The sequence below is a fragment of the Ferrimicrobium sp. genome, from assembly GCA_022690815.1.
Lineage (GTDB): Bacteria > Actinomycetota > Acidimicrobiia > Acidimicrobiales > Acidimicrobiaceae > Ferrimicrobium.
Map to the genome: position 1 here is coordinate 1 of JALCZJ010000039.1, position 20,238 is coordinate 20,238.

The 20,238-nt window shown below is 58.1% G+C and carries 12 protein-coding genes and 1 pseudogene; 3 read left to right on the forward strand and 10 right to left on the reverse strand.

All coding sequences use genetic code 11. The features are described from left to right. On the forward strand, positions 1–306 hold a 306-nt coding region (locus MP439_10060; GenBank protein MCI2976400.1), incomplete at its 5' end, for a hypothetical protein. After that, positions 303–5,768: a hypothetical protein gene (locus MP439_10065; protein MCI2976401.1), complete on the forward strand. Its 5,466-nt coding sequence runs from the start codon at positions 303–305 to the stop codon at positions 5,766–5,768. The genes MP439_10060 and MP439_10065, both read left to right, overlap by 4 nt. Positions 5,769–6,359: 591 nt before the next feature. Here MP439_10065 and MP439_10070 read toward each other — a convergent pair. Both MP439_10070 and MP439_10075 read right to left on the reverse strand, forming a co-directional pair. After that, positions 6,360–6,767, reverse strand: coding sequence for a hypothetical protein (locus tag MP439_10070; GenBank protein MCI2976402.1), 408 nt, complete (start codon positions 6,765–6,767; stop codon positions 6,360–6,362). 822 nt (positions 6,768–7,589) lie between these two features. Further along, positions 7,590–9,114: pseudogene (locus MP439_10075) on the reverse strand (type I restriction-modification system subunit M). A gap of 235 nt (positions 9,115–9,349) precedes the next feature. Between MP439_10075 and MP439_10080 the strand changes: the two are divergent. Next, positions 9,350–9,622, forward strand: a complete 273-nt coding sequence (locus tag MP439_10080; GenBank protein ID MCI2976403.1) for a WhiB family transcriptional regulator — start codon at positions 9,350–9,352, stop codon at positions 9,620–9,622. Between the two features lie 405 nt (positions 9,623–10,027). On the opposite strand, the gene MP439_10085 is transcribed toward MP439_10080, so the two are convergent. From MP439_10085 to MP439_10120, 8 genes are all read right to left on the reverse strand, one after another. Continuing rightward, a complete protein-coding gene (locus tag MP439_10085; protein MCI2976404.1) occupies positions 10,028–10,528 on the reverse strand; it encodes a vitamin K epoxide reductase family protein in 501 nt (166 codons plus the stop codon). Further along, a complete protein-coding gene (locus MP439_10090) occupies positions 10,486–11,325 on the reverse strand; it encodes a DUF929 domain-containing protein (GenBank protein ID MCI2976405.1) in 840 nt (279 codons plus the stop codon). Before MP439_10090 ends, MP439_10085 begins: the two co-directional genes overlap by 43 nt. A 248-nt stretch (positions 11,326–11,573) precedes the next feature. Continuing rightward, the gene (gene hutI, locus MP439_10095) at positions 11,574–12,812 is read right to left on the reverse strand and encodes an imidazolonepropionase (GenBank protein ID MCI2976406.1); all 1,239 of its coding nucleotides are present in this window, start codon (positions 12,810–12,812) and stop codon (positions 11,574–11,576) included. Next, positions 12,812–14,491, reverse strand: a complete 1,680-nt coding sequence (locus MP439_10100) for a urocanate hydratase (protein MCI2976407.1) — start codon at positions 14,489–14,491, stop codon at positions 12,812–12,814. Before MP439_10100 ends, hutI begins: the two co-directional genes overlap by 1 nt. A 12-nt stretch (positions 14,492–14,503) precedes the next feature. Further along, positions 14,504–15,832 (reverse strand): formimidoylglutamate deiminase, encoded by a 1,329-nt coding sequence (locus tag MP439_10105; protein MCI2976408.1) that lies wholly within the window; start codon positions 15,830–15,832, stop codon positions 14,504–14,506. Further along, positions 15,829–17,013 carry an allantoate amidohydrolase gene (locus tag MP439_10110; protein MCI2976409.1) on the reverse strand — a complete coding sequence of 395 codons (1,185 nt, stop codon included), beginning with the start codon at positions 17,011–17,013 and terminating at the stop codon, positions 15,829–15,831. The genes MP439_10105 and MP439_10110 overlap by 4 nt, the downstream gene beginning before the upstream one ends. A gap of 256 nt (positions 17,014–17,269) precedes the next feature. Beyond that, on the reverse strand, positions 17,270–18,055 hold the full coding sequence (locus MP439_10115; GenBank protein MCI2976410.1) for a MurR/RpiR family transcriptional regulator: 786 nt from the start codon (positions 18,053–18,055) through the stop codon (positions 17,270–17,272). Positions 18,056–18,126: 71 nt separating this feature from the next. After that, the gene (locus MP439_10120) at positions 18,127–19,509 is read right to left on the reverse strand and encodes a cytosine permease (protein MCI2976411.1); all 1,383 of its coding nucleotides are present in this window, start codon (positions 19,507–19,509) and stop codon (positions 18,127–18,129) included. Between the last annotated feature and the right edge of the window lie 729 nt (positions 19,510–20,238).

A 20,238-nucleotide genomic window follows, 5' to 3' on the forward strand; every position in this document is an offset into this window, starting at 1 on the left:
CAGATTGCCGTGCTGACTCAGGATGGTGGGCGTTTTATCACTCGGGAAGTGCGTATCGAGGAACTGTTGGGATTCCTGAGAAACCGTTATGGCTTCCATATTGACCGACTACCAGAAAACAGCCAGAGCAATAGCAGCATTCTGGACCGGCAAGCTTTGCGCTTGAATCTTGAAGCCTTCAAGCGTCGGCTGCGCGAAATCGGTTTCTATGAAGACCTGTCGGATGCCTACGTGACCCAGAAGGTGTCTCCACGCTATGCAATTGAGAAAAGCAATGTAACGGAAAAGAAAGGGAAGCGCACATGAGCGACGCGTTTACTAGGCTGACGCAGGGAAAACTGAACGCGGCGGTAGCAGGTCTGTTGTGCCCTCGTATCGAGGCAATATTGAGCGATCGTGGCCCAGGCCACTGCATGCGAGTTACCGACCTTGACGACGATGTGATGGAGTCGGTCTGTAAAGAGCTGCGCCGAACTCGCCCTGACGGGAACATCTTCATCCTTGGTGGTCACGACCAGGAAGGTAAGCCATTTCGAGTGACATCCACCAAACTGGTGGAGCTGCGAAATCCAGATGCGAACGGTGAGCTGCGCCAGCCTCTTCTGGTTTTCATTCCAACATCGTTGCGGACCAGCGCCGAGGACTCCTTCGGCGTGGCTACATTTGAAGATCTCACTTTTGCGGCGATCTACGAAGATCTGACCAATCTGCTGCTCAGTCGATTGCCTGCAACTCTGCTTGGCCACGTGCGTGACCTCTTCGGAATCATTGCAGAGGAAGAATGGCTACTCGCCGACGACGTTTCCCGCGTGAGATATCTACTCACGGCGCTAGAAAATGGAATTGACGGAGAAACGCTTGGAGCCAGTTTGTATGAATTGACGTTGATTCCCGACTTCAAGCTCTTTGCTGACCCTGGCATGGTCAATAGCAAGATCAGACGGAACCTGGGCAGCGTTCGGAATCTGATGACTTCTCACAAGTCTGTGCGTGGACGCATCGCAGATTTGGGGCTCAGTGATTGGGCATTGGAAGCGTCACTGTCTAGCTACTTTGAAAAATACGATATCCAAGAACCGGAGTCTTGGACCGCGCCCATCGCAACGGACAAAAACTGGTGGGGGATTTCGTTCGACAAGTGGGCATTCCAGGAAGAGCTGTCTCTCGATAAGGTTTTGCTGTCGGTCTTAGAAACCGATTTGCCGGTTGTTCAGGAGAGTGATACCAACGACCAGCTATCTGGCCTCATCGGACAGCAGATATTAGTTCCTAATGACCGCCGCAAGATGAACCTTGTTTTCGAGGTCAAGCCTCATCCAGGCAAGGTCAGCGGGTTGGACCACTTTTCGGTTCAGATTTTTTCCCAAAGCGATGGCCCGGTCGGAAAATCAAAGAAGGTCAAAGCCTGGACGCCCAACAGGCTGCAGTGCACCGTTACTCTGGATAAGCTGAACAAAATTGAGTTTGATGAGGGCTGGCACTTCATTCGGGTACTGCCTTGGACTGCTGATGGTGATCCAATTCCGCTAGAGGCGGACATTGGCCCTGAGGCTGCCAAGCGTTCGTATGAGAGTGAGCCTTTCTACGTCCTTCCAGGTGGAAGCATTGAGGAAGAGCCGCCTCAGCGGGCGATTCCAATTGAGCAAAGCCTCGAGCATGCACGATTTCGCTTGCAGCTTACCGCCCTGGGCGACGAACGCAATCCCGATGAAATAACGCCAAGCAGTGTTACTTGGGCGGAAGGTGGTCGTTCCAAGAAGGCGTCACGCCAAGAAACTTTACTAGCAAAGTTTGGCCATGAAGGTGTTGTGCAAATTCCTATGTCGCGCATGCTCAAGACTATCGAGCAGCGGATATTGGCGGAGCCAAAGCACCCGTCTGGCTGGCGCATGCAGGTTAATCTCGATGTGGCTGAACTGCCTTCAGAAGTGGGCTTAACGCTGCCAACTTCTGCTGCCATGGCATCGTTCTTGGCTGCTAGAGAAGAACTATTCGCTGCCATACGGAAAGATGCAGCGGAATTGATTATGCAGGGATTCGCCTTCCGAGACACGGAGAAGGAGTGCGTTGCTTACGCCGAAGCCTATCTTGACCTTGTACGAAACCTCATCCGACAGGCTGAAATTTCATCGGGGGCGGAGCGTCAACAGCATCTGCAGGCATTGCGTAATGTCCTTGCGGTGGATTCAATACACGTGATCCTGACGGATTTTCGCGGCAGACACCGCGAGGCAGTTCTGGTCTCCCCGACACATCCGCTCCGCACCTTGTGGCTAAACAGCTGGGTAACGCTAGGCAAAGACTGGATTGAAAAGATCAAGGCCAGCGGAAAAGATCACATCCCGCATGTCAGATCTGCGTTGTTGGAGAGCCTCGTTCCATCGGCATATCCGGTCGGGATTCCTGTTGAGGATGGCCGCATTTTTACGCCCGTCGACAATCTGAATGCTTTCTGGGCTCTGTACGCTCCCACTACCGAGGTGAACTCTCGAGGTTTAATGGCCGAGATCTGCTCCGCGCTTGGCATGGCGGAGCCATCAGCAGCGGGAGTGGATATCTCTGGGAAAGTGATTGCAGACAAGATTGAGCGATATCTTTCCCAGCATCCGTATGTTCGTAAGTTGTCGCTGAATGTGTTCAATGCTGGCGCCGGATCTGTCATCGCAGATGCATTGCTTTCACTGCAACAGAAACGCGAACATGCTGATTTGCGCTACGACGTGCGACTATTTACATCTGACCCGGACTCTCCTGTACTGGGTGAATCCATTGAATCAATGGTTCGTCCAGAATCTACGGTTAACGAGGCGGCAGACGCCTTTGCAACTTCGACCGGCAGCCACCTGTTCTCGAAACTGAATCTGGCTAAGCATGCTCTTTCGGAATTTCATGCGAATGCCAAGGCGTTCCCCGCCCATATTAGTGTGCTGCTGGATGTGTTTCCTGCCGAGGAACTCTCTATCGCAGAGAAGCCGATGGGAGTCACACCTCTTCATGGACTGATTCAGGACTTCAGCACTGAGTTTGCTGACGATGATTCGGGAACCTACTGGAACAAGCGACCAGTTGTCGGTCGCTCGCTCAATTCCGATAGCCAGGCGGCTTGTTTTGACTTGCTTTCAAGCTTGAGCCGCCACATCTGTTTTGCCACCGCAGCTGTTGCAGCCTCCGGGGCCAGCTTCAAGTCAGTGCCCGTCGTGACATTAGGTCTAGATGTAGCTCAACGAGAACTGATCTATGAAGTCCATCAAATCAGCGATTGGGTATTCACCATTGATCGCAACATGGGGATTGAGTTTTTTGACCATGGCGGCCGAAAAAACAGACCGGACTATCTGATTGACTACGTTCCTGGAGCCACTTCTCAGGCAACCCACAATCTGATTATCTCCTCGCGCTCAAGCGATGAGCTTGAGGCCATGTTGGAGCCGGTCCTGCTCAGGCACGGACTGTCGGCTGATGGCGAGCAATCGGTTCAGATTCTGGCAAACCTACGCTCACTCTCTGGGCAGCTTGCATTGAAGCTGATCTCTGCACCGACGCAGCAGGCGGAAGCGCTCGGCCTAGCTTTGGCTCGACTGTATCTCGAATACCAGGGGGCATTGAGCAACCAAGTCATTGTCCCTTTGGATGCCCATACGGACCTTTACCGCTCAAATGGTGAAGCGGACGATATCAACGATGCCATTAGCTTGCAACGCACCGACCTGGGATTGTTCGACTTGGATTTGAACAACAGGACGATCACCTGCAATCTGGTCGAGGTGAAGTGTTATTCGCAGGTAGGCGATTTTGCGGCCTTCAACCAACTGAAGGAGCGGATTTCCGCCCAGATCAATCAGAGTGAGCGCATCATCCAGCGTCACTTTGACCCGGCCCTGAAAAAGCCGGACCGGCCGGATAGGTTGCTCAAGAGCCGGGAGTTGGTTCAGATCCTTCGGTTCTATCTGGAACGCTCACTGCGTTATGGGATTTTTGATGTGACTGCCGCGCAGGAAGCGCGAGGGCTACTTGAATCCATCGAACAGGGCTACTCGCTTCAATTTAGACGCTGCGCCCTGATCTTCGACTTTGACAAGGCCGGAACCGAGGCCCCTGACAACGAGGTGGGCATCGAATTCCACCGCATCGGCAAGGATCTCATTCATGCTTTGCTGGAGAACTGCCGCAAGCCTGTTTCCGTCGAGATTGAGGAGGAACCGGCCGCACACCTCCTGAGCGAGCAGTTCATACCGAACGTGCCGAAGCTCGAGACAGCCGCTTTCATCGCGCCCAAGAGAGCACGGTCAACATCCTGGACGGTCGATGAGCTTTGGGATGAAGAACCGGAGGCATCAATTACCCAGTCGACACCTCCTGCCGCAGAGGAAACACCCGCACCTGCCCAAGAGGAAAAGGAAGAACAGGCGGACCCAGTCGAGCAAGCGCCTCGACCTACCACCATTGCGCCCGAAAAAGAAAACGACCACGAACAGCCCGCCGCTGTTGCTGTTGAACCGGAAGCTCCTGTTCGACCCGAGCTTGAAGCGCTGGATCATTCGACATCCGAGCACGCGTCTCAAGGCGAGGTCAGCTATGACATTATGCTGGGTGTTAATGGTGACTCACCCCAGTACGGTTTGCTCGGAGAGGTTTCCGGCAGAAAGATTGCCCTGGACCTCGACCACACCCACACGATCAGTCTCTTTGGGGTTCAAGGCGGTGGCAAGAGCTACACCCTTGGAACCGTCATTGAGATGGCCTCCATGCCGCTTCAGCACATCAATGTGCTGCCAAGCCCGCTCGCCACGGTCATTTTCCATTACAGCCCGACGCAGGATTATGCGCCGGAGTTTACCTCGATGATCAATGCCAACTCGGTGGATGAGGAGATCCGCATCCTTCGTGAGCGTTACAAGGCCAACCCGGAAGCGCTGAAGGATGTCCTGATTCTTACCCCGGCAAACAAGGTGGATGATCGCCGGGCCGAGTACCCGGATATCGAGGTTAAGCCGATTGCTTTTTCTGCCTCCGAACTCAAGGCGGCTCACTGGAAATTCCTGATGGGGGCGATTGGCAGCCAGAGCATGTATATGCGGCAAATCAACCTCATCATGCGGGGACTACGGGACAACCTGACTTTGGATGCCCTGCGGGCTGGTATCGATAACTCGGGCCTGTCCGATCACCTTAAAGAGCTGGCCCAGACGCGTCTGCTGTTTGCCAGCGAGTATATCGATGATAACCAGCGGCTCCAGGATCTGATTCGCCCTGGCCGTTTGATCATGGTGGATCTGCGAGATGAATACATCGAAAAGGACGAGGCCCTCGGCCTGTTCGTCGTAATGCTGCAGATTTTCTCGGAAGCAACCTACCAGGGAAATGCCTTCAACAAGCTGGTAGTTTTCGATGAAGCCCACAAGTACATTGAGAACGATGACCTGGTTTCCGGCCTAGTCGAGGTTGTCCGTGAGATGCGACACAAAGGGACCAGCATCATGGTCGCCTCTCAGGATCCGCCATCAGTCCCGGTCTCGCTGATCGAGCTGTCATCACAGATCATCATGCACAAATTCAACTCGCCCGCCTGGCTGAAGCATATCCAGAAGGCGAATGCTGCCCTTGGCGAGCTGACCTCCGACAAGATGAGTCACCTAGGAACCGGGGAAGCTTATGTATGGTCGAGCAAGGGCTCGGACGACTCCTTCACCCGGGGCGCCGTGAAGATCAAGTGTCGTCCTCGTATTACGCAGCATGGTGGTAGCACCAAAACGGCCGTAGGCAGGTAACCACCAACTGGCAGGAAAGGACTGAATAGCCGATGTTTCACCTCACTGCGCGCGTTGCTTGGCACGACTTTCGTTGGAACGGTACCGTGTGCCGTCAGCCATCTTGCAACTCTTTTTGCGCAGCACTTGACCGCATCCGCGAGGAGCGCGACGACGCCCGCGAGGACGCACTGGCAGGAAAGCGATGGTGCGCTCTGACCCCGGATGAACTACCTGCGTGCAAAGCCGAGTCGGGCGCGTTCATGAATGAAGATGAGTGGTCGCGGCGCTTCGTTCACCCCTACGCCGGCATCAAAAAAAGCCGAGGATACGCACGGACACCTTAAGCCCACGCTGGTCAAGGTTCCGTCCTATGCTACGTTTGTGGTTCCATTTGCGTGGATGCTCCGTAGCGAGCAGAAAGCGATTGATGAGCGGCTTCCGATTCCGCTCCCGCCCGACGAGGATTCCCCGTTTGCGAGTCCCTGGGTCTTCGGCCGCGAGCGGCAGGAGGCGATCCTCAATCTATTCTCAAGCAGGCTCACGCCAGAGCGGTCGCTGGTGTTCTTCTGTTGCAAAGAGGGCCAGCCGCTCGGCGACACCATCTCGAGGCTAGTGATGGGCGTCGGAAGGATCGCCACGCTCGCACCACCGGTGGCCTACGACGTCACGAAGAAGAAGCCCACGCACCTCATGTGGGATTTGCTCGTTCGGCACACGATCCGACCGGACGGAGAGGACGGCTTCCTGCTCCCGTACCATGACTATCTCGAGCCGACAGGCGACGCCGCTAAAGACGCGCGACGTGAGCAGCTCCTTCGAGAAATTGCGGTGCCCGCTGATCCGGCGCACGTCCGCGTCTTCTCCTACGCCGCTGAGTTGGCTCCTGCCGATATCGCGTTGTCGACGCTGGTACGATGTCTCGAGTCGGTACGCAAGATTCGGGAGCACGGAATAGTGAAGGGGCCGTGGGAGCGCCGAGAGGAGTGGCTTAACCAGCAGATCGCGCTGGCATGGCAAGACCGAGGGCCGTTCCCTGGACTCGGCCCAGCGCTCGAAGCGCTTGGCATGCGACTCGGCACAGCCCTCGCTCTGGAACTGCGGTCAGAGGAAATGGTCAAGGCTGACGCCGACCCGTGGCAGACCGTCGATGCGATCCTCCGAGGGAATCAGAAGCCACCTCAGCCAGCCTATGCGAATGATCTGAAGGCTATCCGAGAGACGTGGACAAGCCTCGCTGACGAGCGTCGTGCTCTGCTCAAGCTGCTTTCACGGTTCGCGCTCACGTCGGCGCAGGCGCTTCGCTGGTTCGACCCGAAGGAGAGAGTCAAGGGCACGGCCGCGAAGGTGAGCGATGAGGAGATTCTCGCGAACCCGTATCGGATGAGCGAAGTGGACCTCGGCGACTGGAACGATTCGCCGGTGTCTGCGGGGCTCATTGATCGCGGCTTGCTCCCTGATGCGACCATTGCAGCAAAGCACCCAGTCCCGGAATCCTCGAGGGTGGGCTCGCCGAACGACGCGCGGCGTCTTCGCGCCGCACTGGTGGCGGTGCTGCGTGAAGCCTCGGAAAACGGCGACGCGCTCCTGAGTGTTTCGGAGGCGCTGCAACGTGTTGGCTCGCTGGACCTTGTTCACCCTTGCGTAATCGGCTCGGACTGGCCGAGCACGAACCGCAGCATACTGTCTGGCGTCATAGAGTTCGTGGATGTCACCGGCACCGGCGCTACATCGACCGCTGCGCTGCAACTTATGGAGCTGAAGGGGCGTGAAGATCGACTCCGCTCGGTCTTGGCCCATCGCGCCGGATAGGGCCGCTTCCCAGGCAGTTTGCTGCTCCGATGAGAGCTTGGCCCACTGCTTGTCTGCGCGCAGCCGGGTCAGGCCGCCTTCATCGAAGCGCAGAACCATGCGCAGCGGGCGCAGAACACGGATGCGCCGATAGCCGAAGGTGCGATAGTCCACCATCCGGCTGTGCTCGGCATCCTGACCATCGGCATAGAGACAAACGATCTGGTCGCGCTGGGCGTCGCTGATGATCCGGCGCTTGTTGCCCTCGTTCTTGATCGAAGTCCAGAAGGATGATGCGTCGATCAACTGCACCTTGCCCTGACGGTTCTCGGGCTTCTTGTTCGAGAGAATCCACAAGTACGTGCCGATGCCCGTGCGGAAGAAGATTTCCGTGGGCAACGCCACGATGGCATCCACCAGATCGTTTTCCAGCAACCATCGGCGAATCTCGGACTCGCCGGAACCGGCGCCGCCATTGAACAGCGGAGATCCCGACAGGAGGATTGCGGCGCGGCCACCACCGTTCTCGGGACGCTCCAGCTTGCTCGCCAGATGCATCAGGAACAGCATGGAGCCGTCGTTGATGCGCGGCAGGCCAGGCCCGAATCGTCCGGCCTCACCGCGCTTGTGCTCGGCTTCGACTTCGGGCTGGTCCTTCTCCCACTTCTTGCCGAAAGGGGGATTGGATAGGCAGTAGTGAAAGCGTTGCCCGGCGAACGCATCGCGCGAGAGCGTGCTGAAGGGGCCCGCGATGTTCTTGGACAGGTCGCGTCCCGGATCGCTCTCCAGGGTGCGCAGGAGCATGCCGGTCACCGCCACCGCATGCGTTTCCGGCTCCAGTTCCTGGCCGTAGGGGACCAGGATCGGCGGCGCCTTGGAGCGGTTGCTGTACTCGGCGACGTGGTTTATCGCGTCGGTCAGGAAGCCGCCCGTGCCGCATGTCGGGTCGTACAGGGTGCGGATCAGGCCGGGGTTGGCCTCGAACAACTGGTCGTCCGGGTCCAGGACCAAGGCCGTCGCCAGATGCACCACGTCGCGCGGCGTCATGAAGTCCTCGGCGCCTTCATTGACCTCGGCGCCGAAGCGGCGGATCAGGTGCTCGTAGATGTTGCTCATCGCGCAGTCAGGGACCGCAGACGGGTGCAGGTCGATCTCGGCAAAGTTCTTGCAAATCTTGAACAGCAGCCCGGCCTTGTCGAGGCGGTTCAGTGTTGCTGAAGTCGAACTGCTCGAAGATGACTCGGGCGTTGTCCGAGAAGTGCGCGATGTAGTCCTGGAGGTTCTGGCGCGTCTTGGTACCGCCAAGCGTCGCCAGGGAATACTCGGAGGTGTTGTAGAAGGGGAAGCTTGCGATCTGTCGCAGGATCAGGTCAACGTCGAGTTCACTTTCCCTGTGGGCCAGGTAGGTCTGACGCACCGATTCCCGCGTGCGCTCCAGCACGCACTCCAGGCGCCGAAGCAGTGTGAAGGGCAGGATGACCTTGCCGAAGTCCGTGTGCTTGAAGTCTCCCCAGAGGTCTTCGGCGTTCTTCCAGATGAAGTCCGCGAGGGTCGATGTCGTTCCGTTGCCTGCCATATCGTGCTCCAACCATGTTTTGCACGACAAAGCCTATCAGAACGGTCTAGCGAGTCAACCAGAAGTTGCAAGCGACGGGACTTCCGTCTGGCTATGCTCTGTGCTCAAGGTCCAACCGCGTTTTGCACAAAGCCGGAAAAATGAACAGTCGTCGGGCTTGACTTTTCGTTCCAAAACCATCTATGCTGATCGCAACGGCCAAAGGTCGTCAGTTCGTGATCCACGGGGGGGAAACATGACAGGCGAAAACTGGAGAGATCAAGCTGCGTGTCGCGGTTGGGGTTTGGGCCTTTTCTTCCCGCCGGATGAGCCACATGGTGAGTCTCCTGGCGAGCGCAGGCTCAGAGAGAATCAGGCGAAGCGAGTCTGTCGCGGCTGTCCCGTGCAGCAGGATTGTCTCAATTGGGCCATCGCCAAAGGGGAGTCCCGGGGGATCTGGGGTGGTCGTAACGAACTCGAACGCAAGGCCTTGATCAGGGCCCGCCGCCACATCCGCGTCGTGGTCTGACGGCTCCGCGAACCGACTCCATAGCTCGCCTGTTGGGGCGCTACGACCAGTTGCGCCTTTGGCGCGAGGCTGCGTATCACTGACTAAGCGGTACCGCCAATTGGGGGTCAGGCCACAGCGTCAGGCAACACAGTGAGACAAGGCGCAGAGAATCCAATCACAAACACTGACCCCCGTGCTCTCATCGATGTGCCTTGCAATCATCGGTAGGCGAGGCTTGACGATCGACTGCTTGGGATCGGTGGTCCCGCCACAGATCCGCACAACTCTTGTGCGACGTCACCCACGTCCAACGAAGGTCAGCAAAAGCCAAGGCTGACACCCGGCGTTGAGCACCCAAGGAGCAACCCAAACCTGGAGCCAACGCGAGAGACTGCGAAGTCCCCACGAGAGCGGTCCCGCAGTTTAGGAGTGGATCCTCGAGCCAAGACGGTCGCGATAGGTCATCCACGCGTAGAGTAAGGTCAAGAAGATGATCACCGTGATGACGTGAACACTGGTGCACCACAGACAGATGGCACCGATCTCGACAATCTCGGCGTAGACGAGATAGAGGATAAACCCGACACCACCAAGAGCGATGATCAGTCGTATCCCCTCGAAGGTCACCGTCGCCCGGGCACGTGGCCACCAGGCGAGGATCGAAAATACAACATAATAGGCAAGTCCAAGCACCGCGACCGGGATGCCAAAGACCACCGACTCCGGTGAGGTCGTAACCTCTTGGCAGTTGATCGTCGCATTATTGGGGCACAGAAGCGACACCTTGGTGTCGTAGTGGGCGATCGTCAAATAAATCGCCACACCAAGGGCGCCAAGCGACAGCAGCCGAACCAGCCAGATTACCCAGAGCGGGTAATCGGCTAGAGCTTCTTCTCGAGACCCTGAATGAGCGGTGTCTTGCATACCGATCCTGGATGGTTATTCGTCATGGTGCACACCCCAGCGGTTATCTCATTGACGGTGCCGTCAATGCCCTTCGCGACCGGTGACGTCGGGTCAGAGAGGGTCGCCGCGATCGTCTGCCAGTTCAAGCCGGCGAGAATCTGTGGAGAGTAACTCGCCCCGTCGATGACAAATTTGTTCGCAAAGTCAACGAAGGGTATCGATCCGTCGTAGCTCGTGGACGGGACATAGGGCGGGACGTCATAGAGATTGAGCAGGGCGTTCTCCTTGGTAGTCAGCGTCTGCAACGGTGCATGGGTCCGCGTCTCAATTTCACGGGTTACCAACGTCAGATACTTGGACGTATAGGTGGCGTTCAAGAAGGAGAACGTGTTGGTGTTTGGATAGACGTCAGTGCTGCTCGACTCCATCAGCTCCAGACCCTTGAAGGTGCCGAACTTGGAGAGTGCGCCGACGATCGCCCACCGCTCAGCCGCACAGTATGGACAAAATTCAGCTCCGACGTAGAGAAGCTCTGGCTTGCCATTGGCCACCAGCGGCTTGCCCCCTTTGATGACCTGTGGAGTAGATACGATGGATGGATCGACACCGACCTTGGTCAAGACACTTTCGGGGATGTTGGTGACCCGTGCGAGCACATCGGATGGCACTGCAGACCCGAGCACCGCCGACGTCGGCGTCGACGCCGACTGATTGGACTTCCGGGTGAACAAGAAGGCCACAACGATCGCCACGATGACGACCACAACGACCCCGACCGCCAGTGGCCCTCGGCTTCGCTTGGTAGTAGTTGGCATAAAGTACTCCTGATTTGATGACATTCACTGCTGGCTTGCACGCTCGGCGCACCAGCAGTCTCTTCGACGGCAATTCCTTCACCAGCAAGCTTTTCACCAGCAAGGGTCTGTGCAGACAATCGCAATGACCGCTACAACAACGACAAGTTTGTCAACAGCCTACCGCAACAGCACCAAGTTCTCATCGCCGCGAGCGACGAGAACATCCTATGAACCTTGTCGAGCTCTCATGATCGAATCAACATCGGTCAGAGAGACGATGACGCAGCGAGGGCACCTAGCGCATCCTCGAGGTCGAGCACCTCATTGAGGCGAGTCGGTCGCCGATCAACGACGGATGCAACCAACTCATACGGATGGTTTGCCTCCCAGATAGCCAAATCAAGCCGATGACCAGTATCAAGTGCCCCTCGGTCGCTCAATCCAAGAGCCTGGGCCGCACGTCTGGTGATGCCTGCGAATGCCTCCTGTGGCGTCAGGCCGTAGAGGATGACGCCGAGATAGGCAGCCAAGAGCAGGTTCGTCGTCGGCGAGGTACCAGGATTGAGGTCGGTGGCCACCGCCATCGGAACCCCGTGATCTCGAAGACCTTGAATCGGCGGATTGGTCGTAAAACTTCTATGAAGCGTTGCAAACGGCAACAGGACCGCGACCGTGTGCGCCTTGCCAGCGCTCGCGAGTGCAGCTGGCGAGAGGTGTTCAACGTGATCGATCGATTGCGCTCCATAGCTGATGGCAAGCTCAGCCCCACCGGCGGGGCCGAACTGATCGACATGCGCACGAACCGGTAGGCCGAGCTCCTTGGCACGAGCGAGGTAAGGTCCGATCAGCGAGGCTGAGAACCCCTCCGGGTCGATAAAACAGTCGACCATATCGATGAGACCTTCGTTGGCCAGCGTCGGCATCACCTGCTCGGTCATTACGGCTAGATACTCTGCGCCACGATTCGCAAACTCAACAGGCAAGGCATGCGCACCGAGAAACGAGGTGACGATCGTTACTCCTCGATAGCCAGAGAGCTCGCGGGCGATCCCGAGCATCCGTCGCTCGCCCTCCATCGAGAGTCCATAACCAGACTTCACCTCGACCACACTCACCCCATGGCTCGCCATCTGATCGAGTCGATCTCGAGCAAGTGCCGTCAACGTCGCCGTCGATGCCGCAGTGGTGGCTCGTACCGTCGCCTGTATTCCACCGGACTCGAATCGACCACGGTCCAGGGCAGGGTCGCGGGCCGCCAGGAAGTCACCGAGACGATTACCTGCATAGATCAGGTGGGTGTGACAGTCAATCAACCCCGGGGTGACCAGTCGGCCACCGACGTCGACGGTGGGTAGTCGTTGATCGAGCGACGGTGCTTCAGCGCTCGGGCCGGCGAAGGCGATTCGGCCATCGATGACCTGAATCACCCCATCGGCGACGTAGCGAAGCGTGCCGTGGGGATCGACGTCGGCGAGTGCACCGTTATGAAGGATAAACCCCGTCATCAGCTCCCCATCGACGGCAGTTTGAGCCCCCGGAGCTGAGCCTCCTCGATTGCCTCGCGATAGCCGGCATCCGCGTGTCGCATCACCCCGGTGCCAGGGTCGTTATGGAGAACCCTCGCGAGTCGTCGATCCGCCTCTGGTGATCCATCACAGACGATAACCTGTCCGGCGTGCTGTGAGTAGCCCATCCCAACACCCCCGCCGTGATGCAGCGACACCCAGGTCGCCCCACCAGCGACGTTGAGCATCGCATTGAGCAGTGGCCAGTCCGAGACGGCATCTGAACCATCGAGCATCGACTCCGTCTCGCGGTGCGGGCTCGCAACCGACCCCGTGTCGAGGTGATCGCGACCGATCACGATCGGCGCGCTCAACTCTCCACTCGCCACCATCGCGTTAAAGGCTCTCCCCACCCGGGCTCGGTCCCGAAGGCCCAACCAACAGATACGCGCCGGCAACCCCTGGAATTTGATCCGCTCTCTGGCCATGTCAAGCCAGTGATGGAGATGAGGATCGTCGTCGACGAGCTCCTTGACCTTGGCATCGGTTGCGTAGATATCGGCTGGATCGCCAGAGAGGGCTACCCAACGGAACGGTCCATATCCACGACAAAACAGCGGTCGTATGTAGGCAGGCACAAAGCCTGGGATCTCGAAGGCACGCTCCACGCCAGCCTCAAAGGCTCCCTGGCGAATGTTGTTCCCGTAATCGAAGGCGATCGCGCCGCGATCGACCATCGCCAGCACCCCGCGAATGTGTCTGGCCATCGACTCCTTGGCGTCGATGACGAGTCGAGCTGGGTCGCTCGGCGCACGCCACTCCTCCAGGGTGTAGCCCACCGGCAGATAGCCGCGCAAAGGGTCATGGGCACTGGTCTGATCGGTCACCAAATCGGGAATCAGATCACGACGCACCATCTCCTCGATGACCTCGGCGGCGTTGCCAAGCAGACCGATTGAGGTCGGCTGGCCGGTCTCGGCGGCATTACGCAGCAGCTCCATCGCCTCGTCAAGGGAGAGGGCGCGATGCTCAAGATAACCGGTTTGGATTCGAAGCTCGATCCGGCTCGGGTCACACTCCACGGCGAGCATCGAGAACCCAGCCATCGTCGCCGCCAGCGGTTGTGCTCCCCCCATGCCACCGAGGCCGGCGGTGAGAATCCAACGACCAAACGGATCACCCCCAAAGTGGGTCTTAGCCGCGGCTACGAAGGTCTCGTAGGTACCCTGGACGATCCCTTGGGATCCGATGTAGATCCAGCTACCAGCCGTCATCTGGCCAAACATCATCAGACCCTTGGCATCGAGCTCGTCGAAGTGCTCCCAGGTCGCCCAGTGTGGCACCAGGTTGGAGTTGGCGATCAGCACCCGTGGGGCATCAGGATGCGTTGGGAAGACACCGACCGGCTTCCCACTTTGTACCAGCAGCGTCTCGTCGTCGCCAAGTTCGCGAAGCGTCGCGAGGATTCTATCGAAGGACTCCCAGTCACGAGCGGCTCGACCGATGCCGCCGTAAACGACGAGATCCTCTGGATGCTCCGCAACCTCGATATCGAGATTGTTTTGTATCATCCGATACGGAGCCTCCGTCAGCCAACTGCGACAACTCAACTCCGTACCCCGTGGCGCCTTGATCGAACGCTGCTCGTCATGACGAGTGCCCATACTCGCTACCTCCATCCTTCCTTCTGCTCACTGCTGTTGTCTCCAAAGTATTTCGATCATCGAACGAAGCTGTGCCCCGAGGGCGCGACGCTCCTGGGCGGCATCGGTAACCACCAGCTCGCCTCCAACCCAGACCTTAGCGATGCTGGCCCGGGTCCCGACGCGGAGCACCTCATACGGATCAACACCGGCGATACCTGGCTCCTCGAGGTCGATGCCGACCATATCGGCAAGTGCCCCGGGCTCCAGTCGACCTGCCCCGGAGAAACCGATGGTATCGTGCCCAAAGAGCGTGGACCACAGCGACGACGTCAATACCGATGATCGATCGAAGGTACGGAGCCGCTCGTGGGCATCCACTCGGGTGGTCTCCACATACGGATCGATACTCACGTGCTGATCGGTCCCGATGCTCACCCGCGCGCCGTGAGTGAGGAGGTATCCCCCGACCGACAAGCCATCGGCGAGATTTTCCTCGGTGGTTGGGCAGGCACAGGTGACGGCACCGGTGTTGGCGAGGATCTCAGCCTCCGCCTGATCGTTTCGATAGCTGAGTTGATTGAGATGCACGAGCGTCGTCGTCGATGAGAGCATGCCTCGTGCCGCGAGGAGCGCGAGGGGGCGCTCGCCATAGTGACCCTGGAGCGACTCAACCTCCTTGGGCTGTTCCATCAGGTGCAGATGCCAGGGTCGGGATCCATTGACCCCGACGATACGGGCGAGCTCGTCCACGGTAACCGCGCGGAGCGAATGGGCACCACGCACGATTCTTACTCGATCGGACTCAACGAGTTGACCCACCCTGTCGAGATAGCCATCGACGTCTTGATCACCAAAGCGCCGTTGAACCCCCTCCAACGGTCGATAGCCGCCGGCATCAAGACCACCGTAGAGGTAACACACGTCGATCAGACCGAGACGAATCCCGGCCTCGTTCGCGGCCTCGATCAATGCAACCCCCATGGCGTTCGGATCGGAGTAGCTGACCCCGTTGCGGTCGCGATGAAGATAATGAAACTCACCAACGCTCGTAAAACCCGCGAGCACCATCTCACGAAAGACCAGGGTGGCAAAGGCTCGATAACGATCCGGGTCGAGACGATCCGCAAAAGCATACATGGCCCGACGCCACGACCAGAAGTCATGGTGGGTGCCCATCATACGCCCTCGGAGGCCACGGTGGAAGGCATGACTATGGCAATTGGCATAGCCAGGAGTAAGAAAATCGACAATATGCTCGGCATCGCGGGGGTGTCCATCGACAACCTTGGAGATCCTCCCCGACTCGGTATGGACCACCACGTTGGCCAAGAGCGTGCTAGGCGTCGTGAGCGCCCAGCTAGCAAAGATCTTCACGATGCCAAGCCACGGATGACGGTGATCAGCGCCTGCACGCCCGCATCCATATCCTCTTGTGTCGCAGCCTCTTCCGGGGAGTGCGAGACGCCAGTGGGGTTTCGCACAAAAAGCATGGCCGCCGGTACGCCATGGTTGGCAAGAATACCAGCGTCGTGTCCTGCTCCGGTGCTGATCACCGGCGGTTCGCCAAGGATCGCACCGATCCTGGCGGTCAGCGCACTGTCAAAGGCTGTCATCGGGGTCAACGACTCATTGACCAAGTCTGCATCGAAGCGACCCGCGAGCTCGGTGATATCGGCGGCGAGTTCCTCCAACCCCTGCGCGCTCTCAGCCCTCGCGTCAACCCAGAGGCGCACGACGGCGGCCACGGCGTTGATGGCGTTCGGCTCGACGATGACCTTGCCACAGGTGGCGATAGCATCACGAGCGATGGCGAGATCCGCCAGGTCGAGGATGAAGTGTGAGGCCTTCCGCAGTGGATCGTCACGTTCGGTCAGCTTGGTCGTCCCGGCATGGTTCGGAGTACCGGTGATGACGGTCGACCAACGACCATGGGGCCAAATAAAGCTCGCAAGCCCGACCGGTGCATCCAATGCAATCAGCTGGTGCCCCTGTTCAATGTGAAGCTCGATGAAGCGACCGATCCGCGCGAGGGCCTGCTCGTCAGCTTCGAGCGGCGCAACGCCCGCCTCAGCGAGTACCTGGTCGAAGGGAATGTCGTCGTAATCACGAAGTTGCGCAAGTCGCGCACGGTCCGTCTCACCGGTCAAGACTCGTGAACCAAGGCACGCCACACCAAACCGTGCGCCCTCCTCATCGCTGAAGTTGACGATACCGATCGCCGCAGGTGGATGGAAGCCCTCATCCATGAGTGCCTCCACTGCAACAAAGGCGGAGAGCACCCCGAGCGGCCCATCGTAGGCACCGCCAGCGGGGACGGAGTCCAAATGTGACCCAAGCACCAGATTCTCAGATCGATTGCGATCGGGATCGCCCCACCATGCCCACTGGTTATGGCCAGCATCGACGCTGAGACTGAGACCTAACCTCTTGGCAGTTGCAGCGAAGAAGTCCCGGAGCTGGACATCCTCGCGTGTGTAGGCGAAACGCCGATAGCCCCCGCTCGTTGGATCGAGGCCGATGTCGGCGATCTGGTTGAAGAGTTCACTAAGACGCATCGACGCATCCATCAATAACTCCATGCCAACGGCGCTGTCGTTATCGGTCGCAGTTGATGATGAGTTGATCTTGTCGTGCTGTCGTGTCGCATCAGCAATCCTTTAATCGTTGCATAACTGTACTCGTTTCGCATCGCTCTACTCGTTTCGCATCGCTCTACTCATGTTGACGGCCGGTTTCGTGCCGCCAAACCCGGATCATCGAGACTCGTCAGAGCCGTGAGATCCCTCCTCGTGCCAATCATCATCGCTCCTGTCATGACCGCAGAAAATACTGATAGGTGCTCGCACGAGCCTCAAAGGCCTCCATGGATGGCTCTGCCACTGCGGGATCACTGTCAGCGATCACCTCGACCAAGAGTGACAGCGCCATCAGCGCCCCAGCGTGGGTGTCGTAGAGCAGTGTGGTGCCTACGGGCACCGTCACAGGGTGATCGACCTCGGCTACGATTGGGGACCCAGCCTGATCAGTCACGCCGACGATCGTCAGATCGAGTTCGTGTCCCGCCGCAAGCAGCGGCAGGAGTTCTCGGGGCCAACGTGGCATCGCGACCACCAACATCGCCGACGCCCCAGCGTGGTGAGCCTCGTGCAAGACATCCATTGCCGAGGAGCCGGCCTCGTCGATCAGCACAACACCCGGGTGCACCTTGCGGACGTAGAAGGCGAAATGGCGAGCCAAGGCCTGCGATGCACGAAGGCCTACGACGACGATGGGGTGACTGGTTGCCAGTATCGCACCGATTTGATTAAGGTATGACGGGTCGCTGAGCCACGACTCCAGCCAGGTCAAGTTCGCGATCTCCTCCTTAAGCGCGATTTGTAGCTTGTTGAGACCGCTGGGTCCTGATGTCGGCAGGGCTTGAGTACCCAGCTCGCGGAGGGCTTTGCGCAACTCGCCATAGCCCGAGTATCCGAGCGCGGCTGCAAACCGAACCACCGAGGGCTGGGACACGCCGGCGAGTTCGGCCAACTCTGAGGTCGTCAGGTAATCGGCTTGGCCGATGTTGGCCGCAAGCGTCTGAGCGATCCGGCGCTGCACCGGTGTGAGTCGGCGACCCTCGATGAGGGCCTTCAGGGAAACAAATTGAGAGGTGATGGGCGCAGAGTTCGTCAGGGTTCTACCTCGCTCGTCGTGTGATTGTCGACATTGACTTGCCCTCTAGCGTAGAGGTAGTAGACAACGGACGCAAAGACCAGACCGACGATCCACGAGATGTCCGCTCCTCCGAGGTGCTTGGCGATCGGACCTTCGTAGAGGCTTGAGTTGACGAAGGGGATCTCGAGCAGGATGGTTACCAGATAAATCACCAGCGTCTTGAGGTTCCACTGGCCATAGGGGCCATCCTTGCGCAACAGGCCGGGGATATCGTAGCTCCCATGTCGCACCAGGTAGTAGTCGGTCAGATTGATCGCCGTCCAAGGAACAAGAAGGTAGAGCAGAAACAGAATGACGTTTTCAAAGTTATTCAAAATATTATTGGGAAATGCGATGGTGACCACCAGGGAAACAACGGTAAAGCCCACGACGTAGATCACCCGAGATCGCTTCGCTGAGGACAATTTGCCGCCAGGCGAGATCGCAGCGAGCGAGGTCAAGAACGCTCCATAGGGACTCTCGGCGCTGGCCGGAAGCAGACTGAGCAGGAGTACGAAGATCAAGAGCCCGGCGATTGCCGGCACCCGATGCCCGAGAAATCCAATGGGATCAGCATTGATCGCGTTGTAGTTGATCGCCGCACCAAGCGCGCCCACCGCCATAATCAAAATGGCGCCAACTCCAGAGCCGATAAACGTGAACAGGAACGTCACCGATCCGTTGGTCTTAGCCGGAAGATAGCGCGAGTAGTCAGAGACGTACGGAGCCCAGGTGATCTGCCAGGAGACGAAGACGGAAACCGCCAACATGAAGGTGGCGAGGTTATTGGCCGATCCATGGTAGTGAGCCGGCACATGCTGGATCAGTTCGACGAAGATGACCACAAAGCCGATGGCGCTAAGCAGCGAGATGATCCGTGAGACCGCATGAATGAGCCGGTAGCCAAAGAGTGCAATCACCAAGACGACGACATTGAAGATCACGATGCCAAGATCGCGCGAGATATGCAGCCAGTTCGCAAGCGCAGGGCCGGCAACGAGTCCCCCAGCGACAGCGAAGCCCAAATACATGACGACCACCACGAGAAACGGAAGGATAGCGCCTCGATAGCCGAACTGGGCTCGCGATTGGATCATCTGTGGCAGGCCAAGTCGCGGACCCTGCACAGAATGATAGGCCATGAACAAGGCTCCGATCAGGTTCCCAACAACGATCGCGAGCAAGGCCAGGCCAAAGTTCAGTCCCAGTGCCACCGCAACGGCCCCCGTGACAAGAGCGTTGATCTGGAAGTTGGACGCGAACCAAAGTGTGAACAACGAGAACGGGCGACCGTGACGCTCGGCCTCTGGAATGTGCTCGATCGACCGAATCTCCATCATGGCTGCTTCACCACTCATATTCCCCCCTCACCAACTCGTATCGATAATTCCAACAGCTTACATGAATAAATACTTCCATGCAACATCAATCCGAATTAGTTGATTCAGTTTGTGTGCTCTCGCATCCTTCTCGGGCCACCGGTCGAGCTCACCCGAGAGTCCTATGCCCAGCGTGCACTGGATAAACGACGACGGGCACAGCAGCGCCGACAACCCTCCACGACGAGCGAGTCTTATGGCTACGACGATGGGCCCTGCGATCACGACACCGATAGCTCGGCCCAAGTGGTCGAGCCCAAGTCACACTTGAGCCATCGGAATCTCGCCTGACACCAAGCAATCGATCTTCCCCGGCTCAAATAACCCACGGCCTGGATAATCACCGTTACATCTACGTGATCAAGAGTGAGTCCACTCATAACGATGCACCTTTCACAAGGTGCTTCTCTTGGGCGATCCGCATATCCATCGTATGACGACAGGAGTACGTCCATTTGACTCGAATCTATTGTTTGAGTCTCAACTGTGAGCAAGTCCACTAAGCGAACCAAGCACATCGCACGAAACAACCTGGGTACGAAACAACCTGGGTACAAAGCAACAGCAAGCTCGCACGAGACGCGCAAAGGCCCAGCCTACGACGATTTCGGGCGCCGCGATCAAGGAAGTGGTCTATAGAAGACGAGAACCAGAGCCAAGCAACGGGTTCCCCAATCTCCATCACAACGGCCAAGAGCAATGATCACC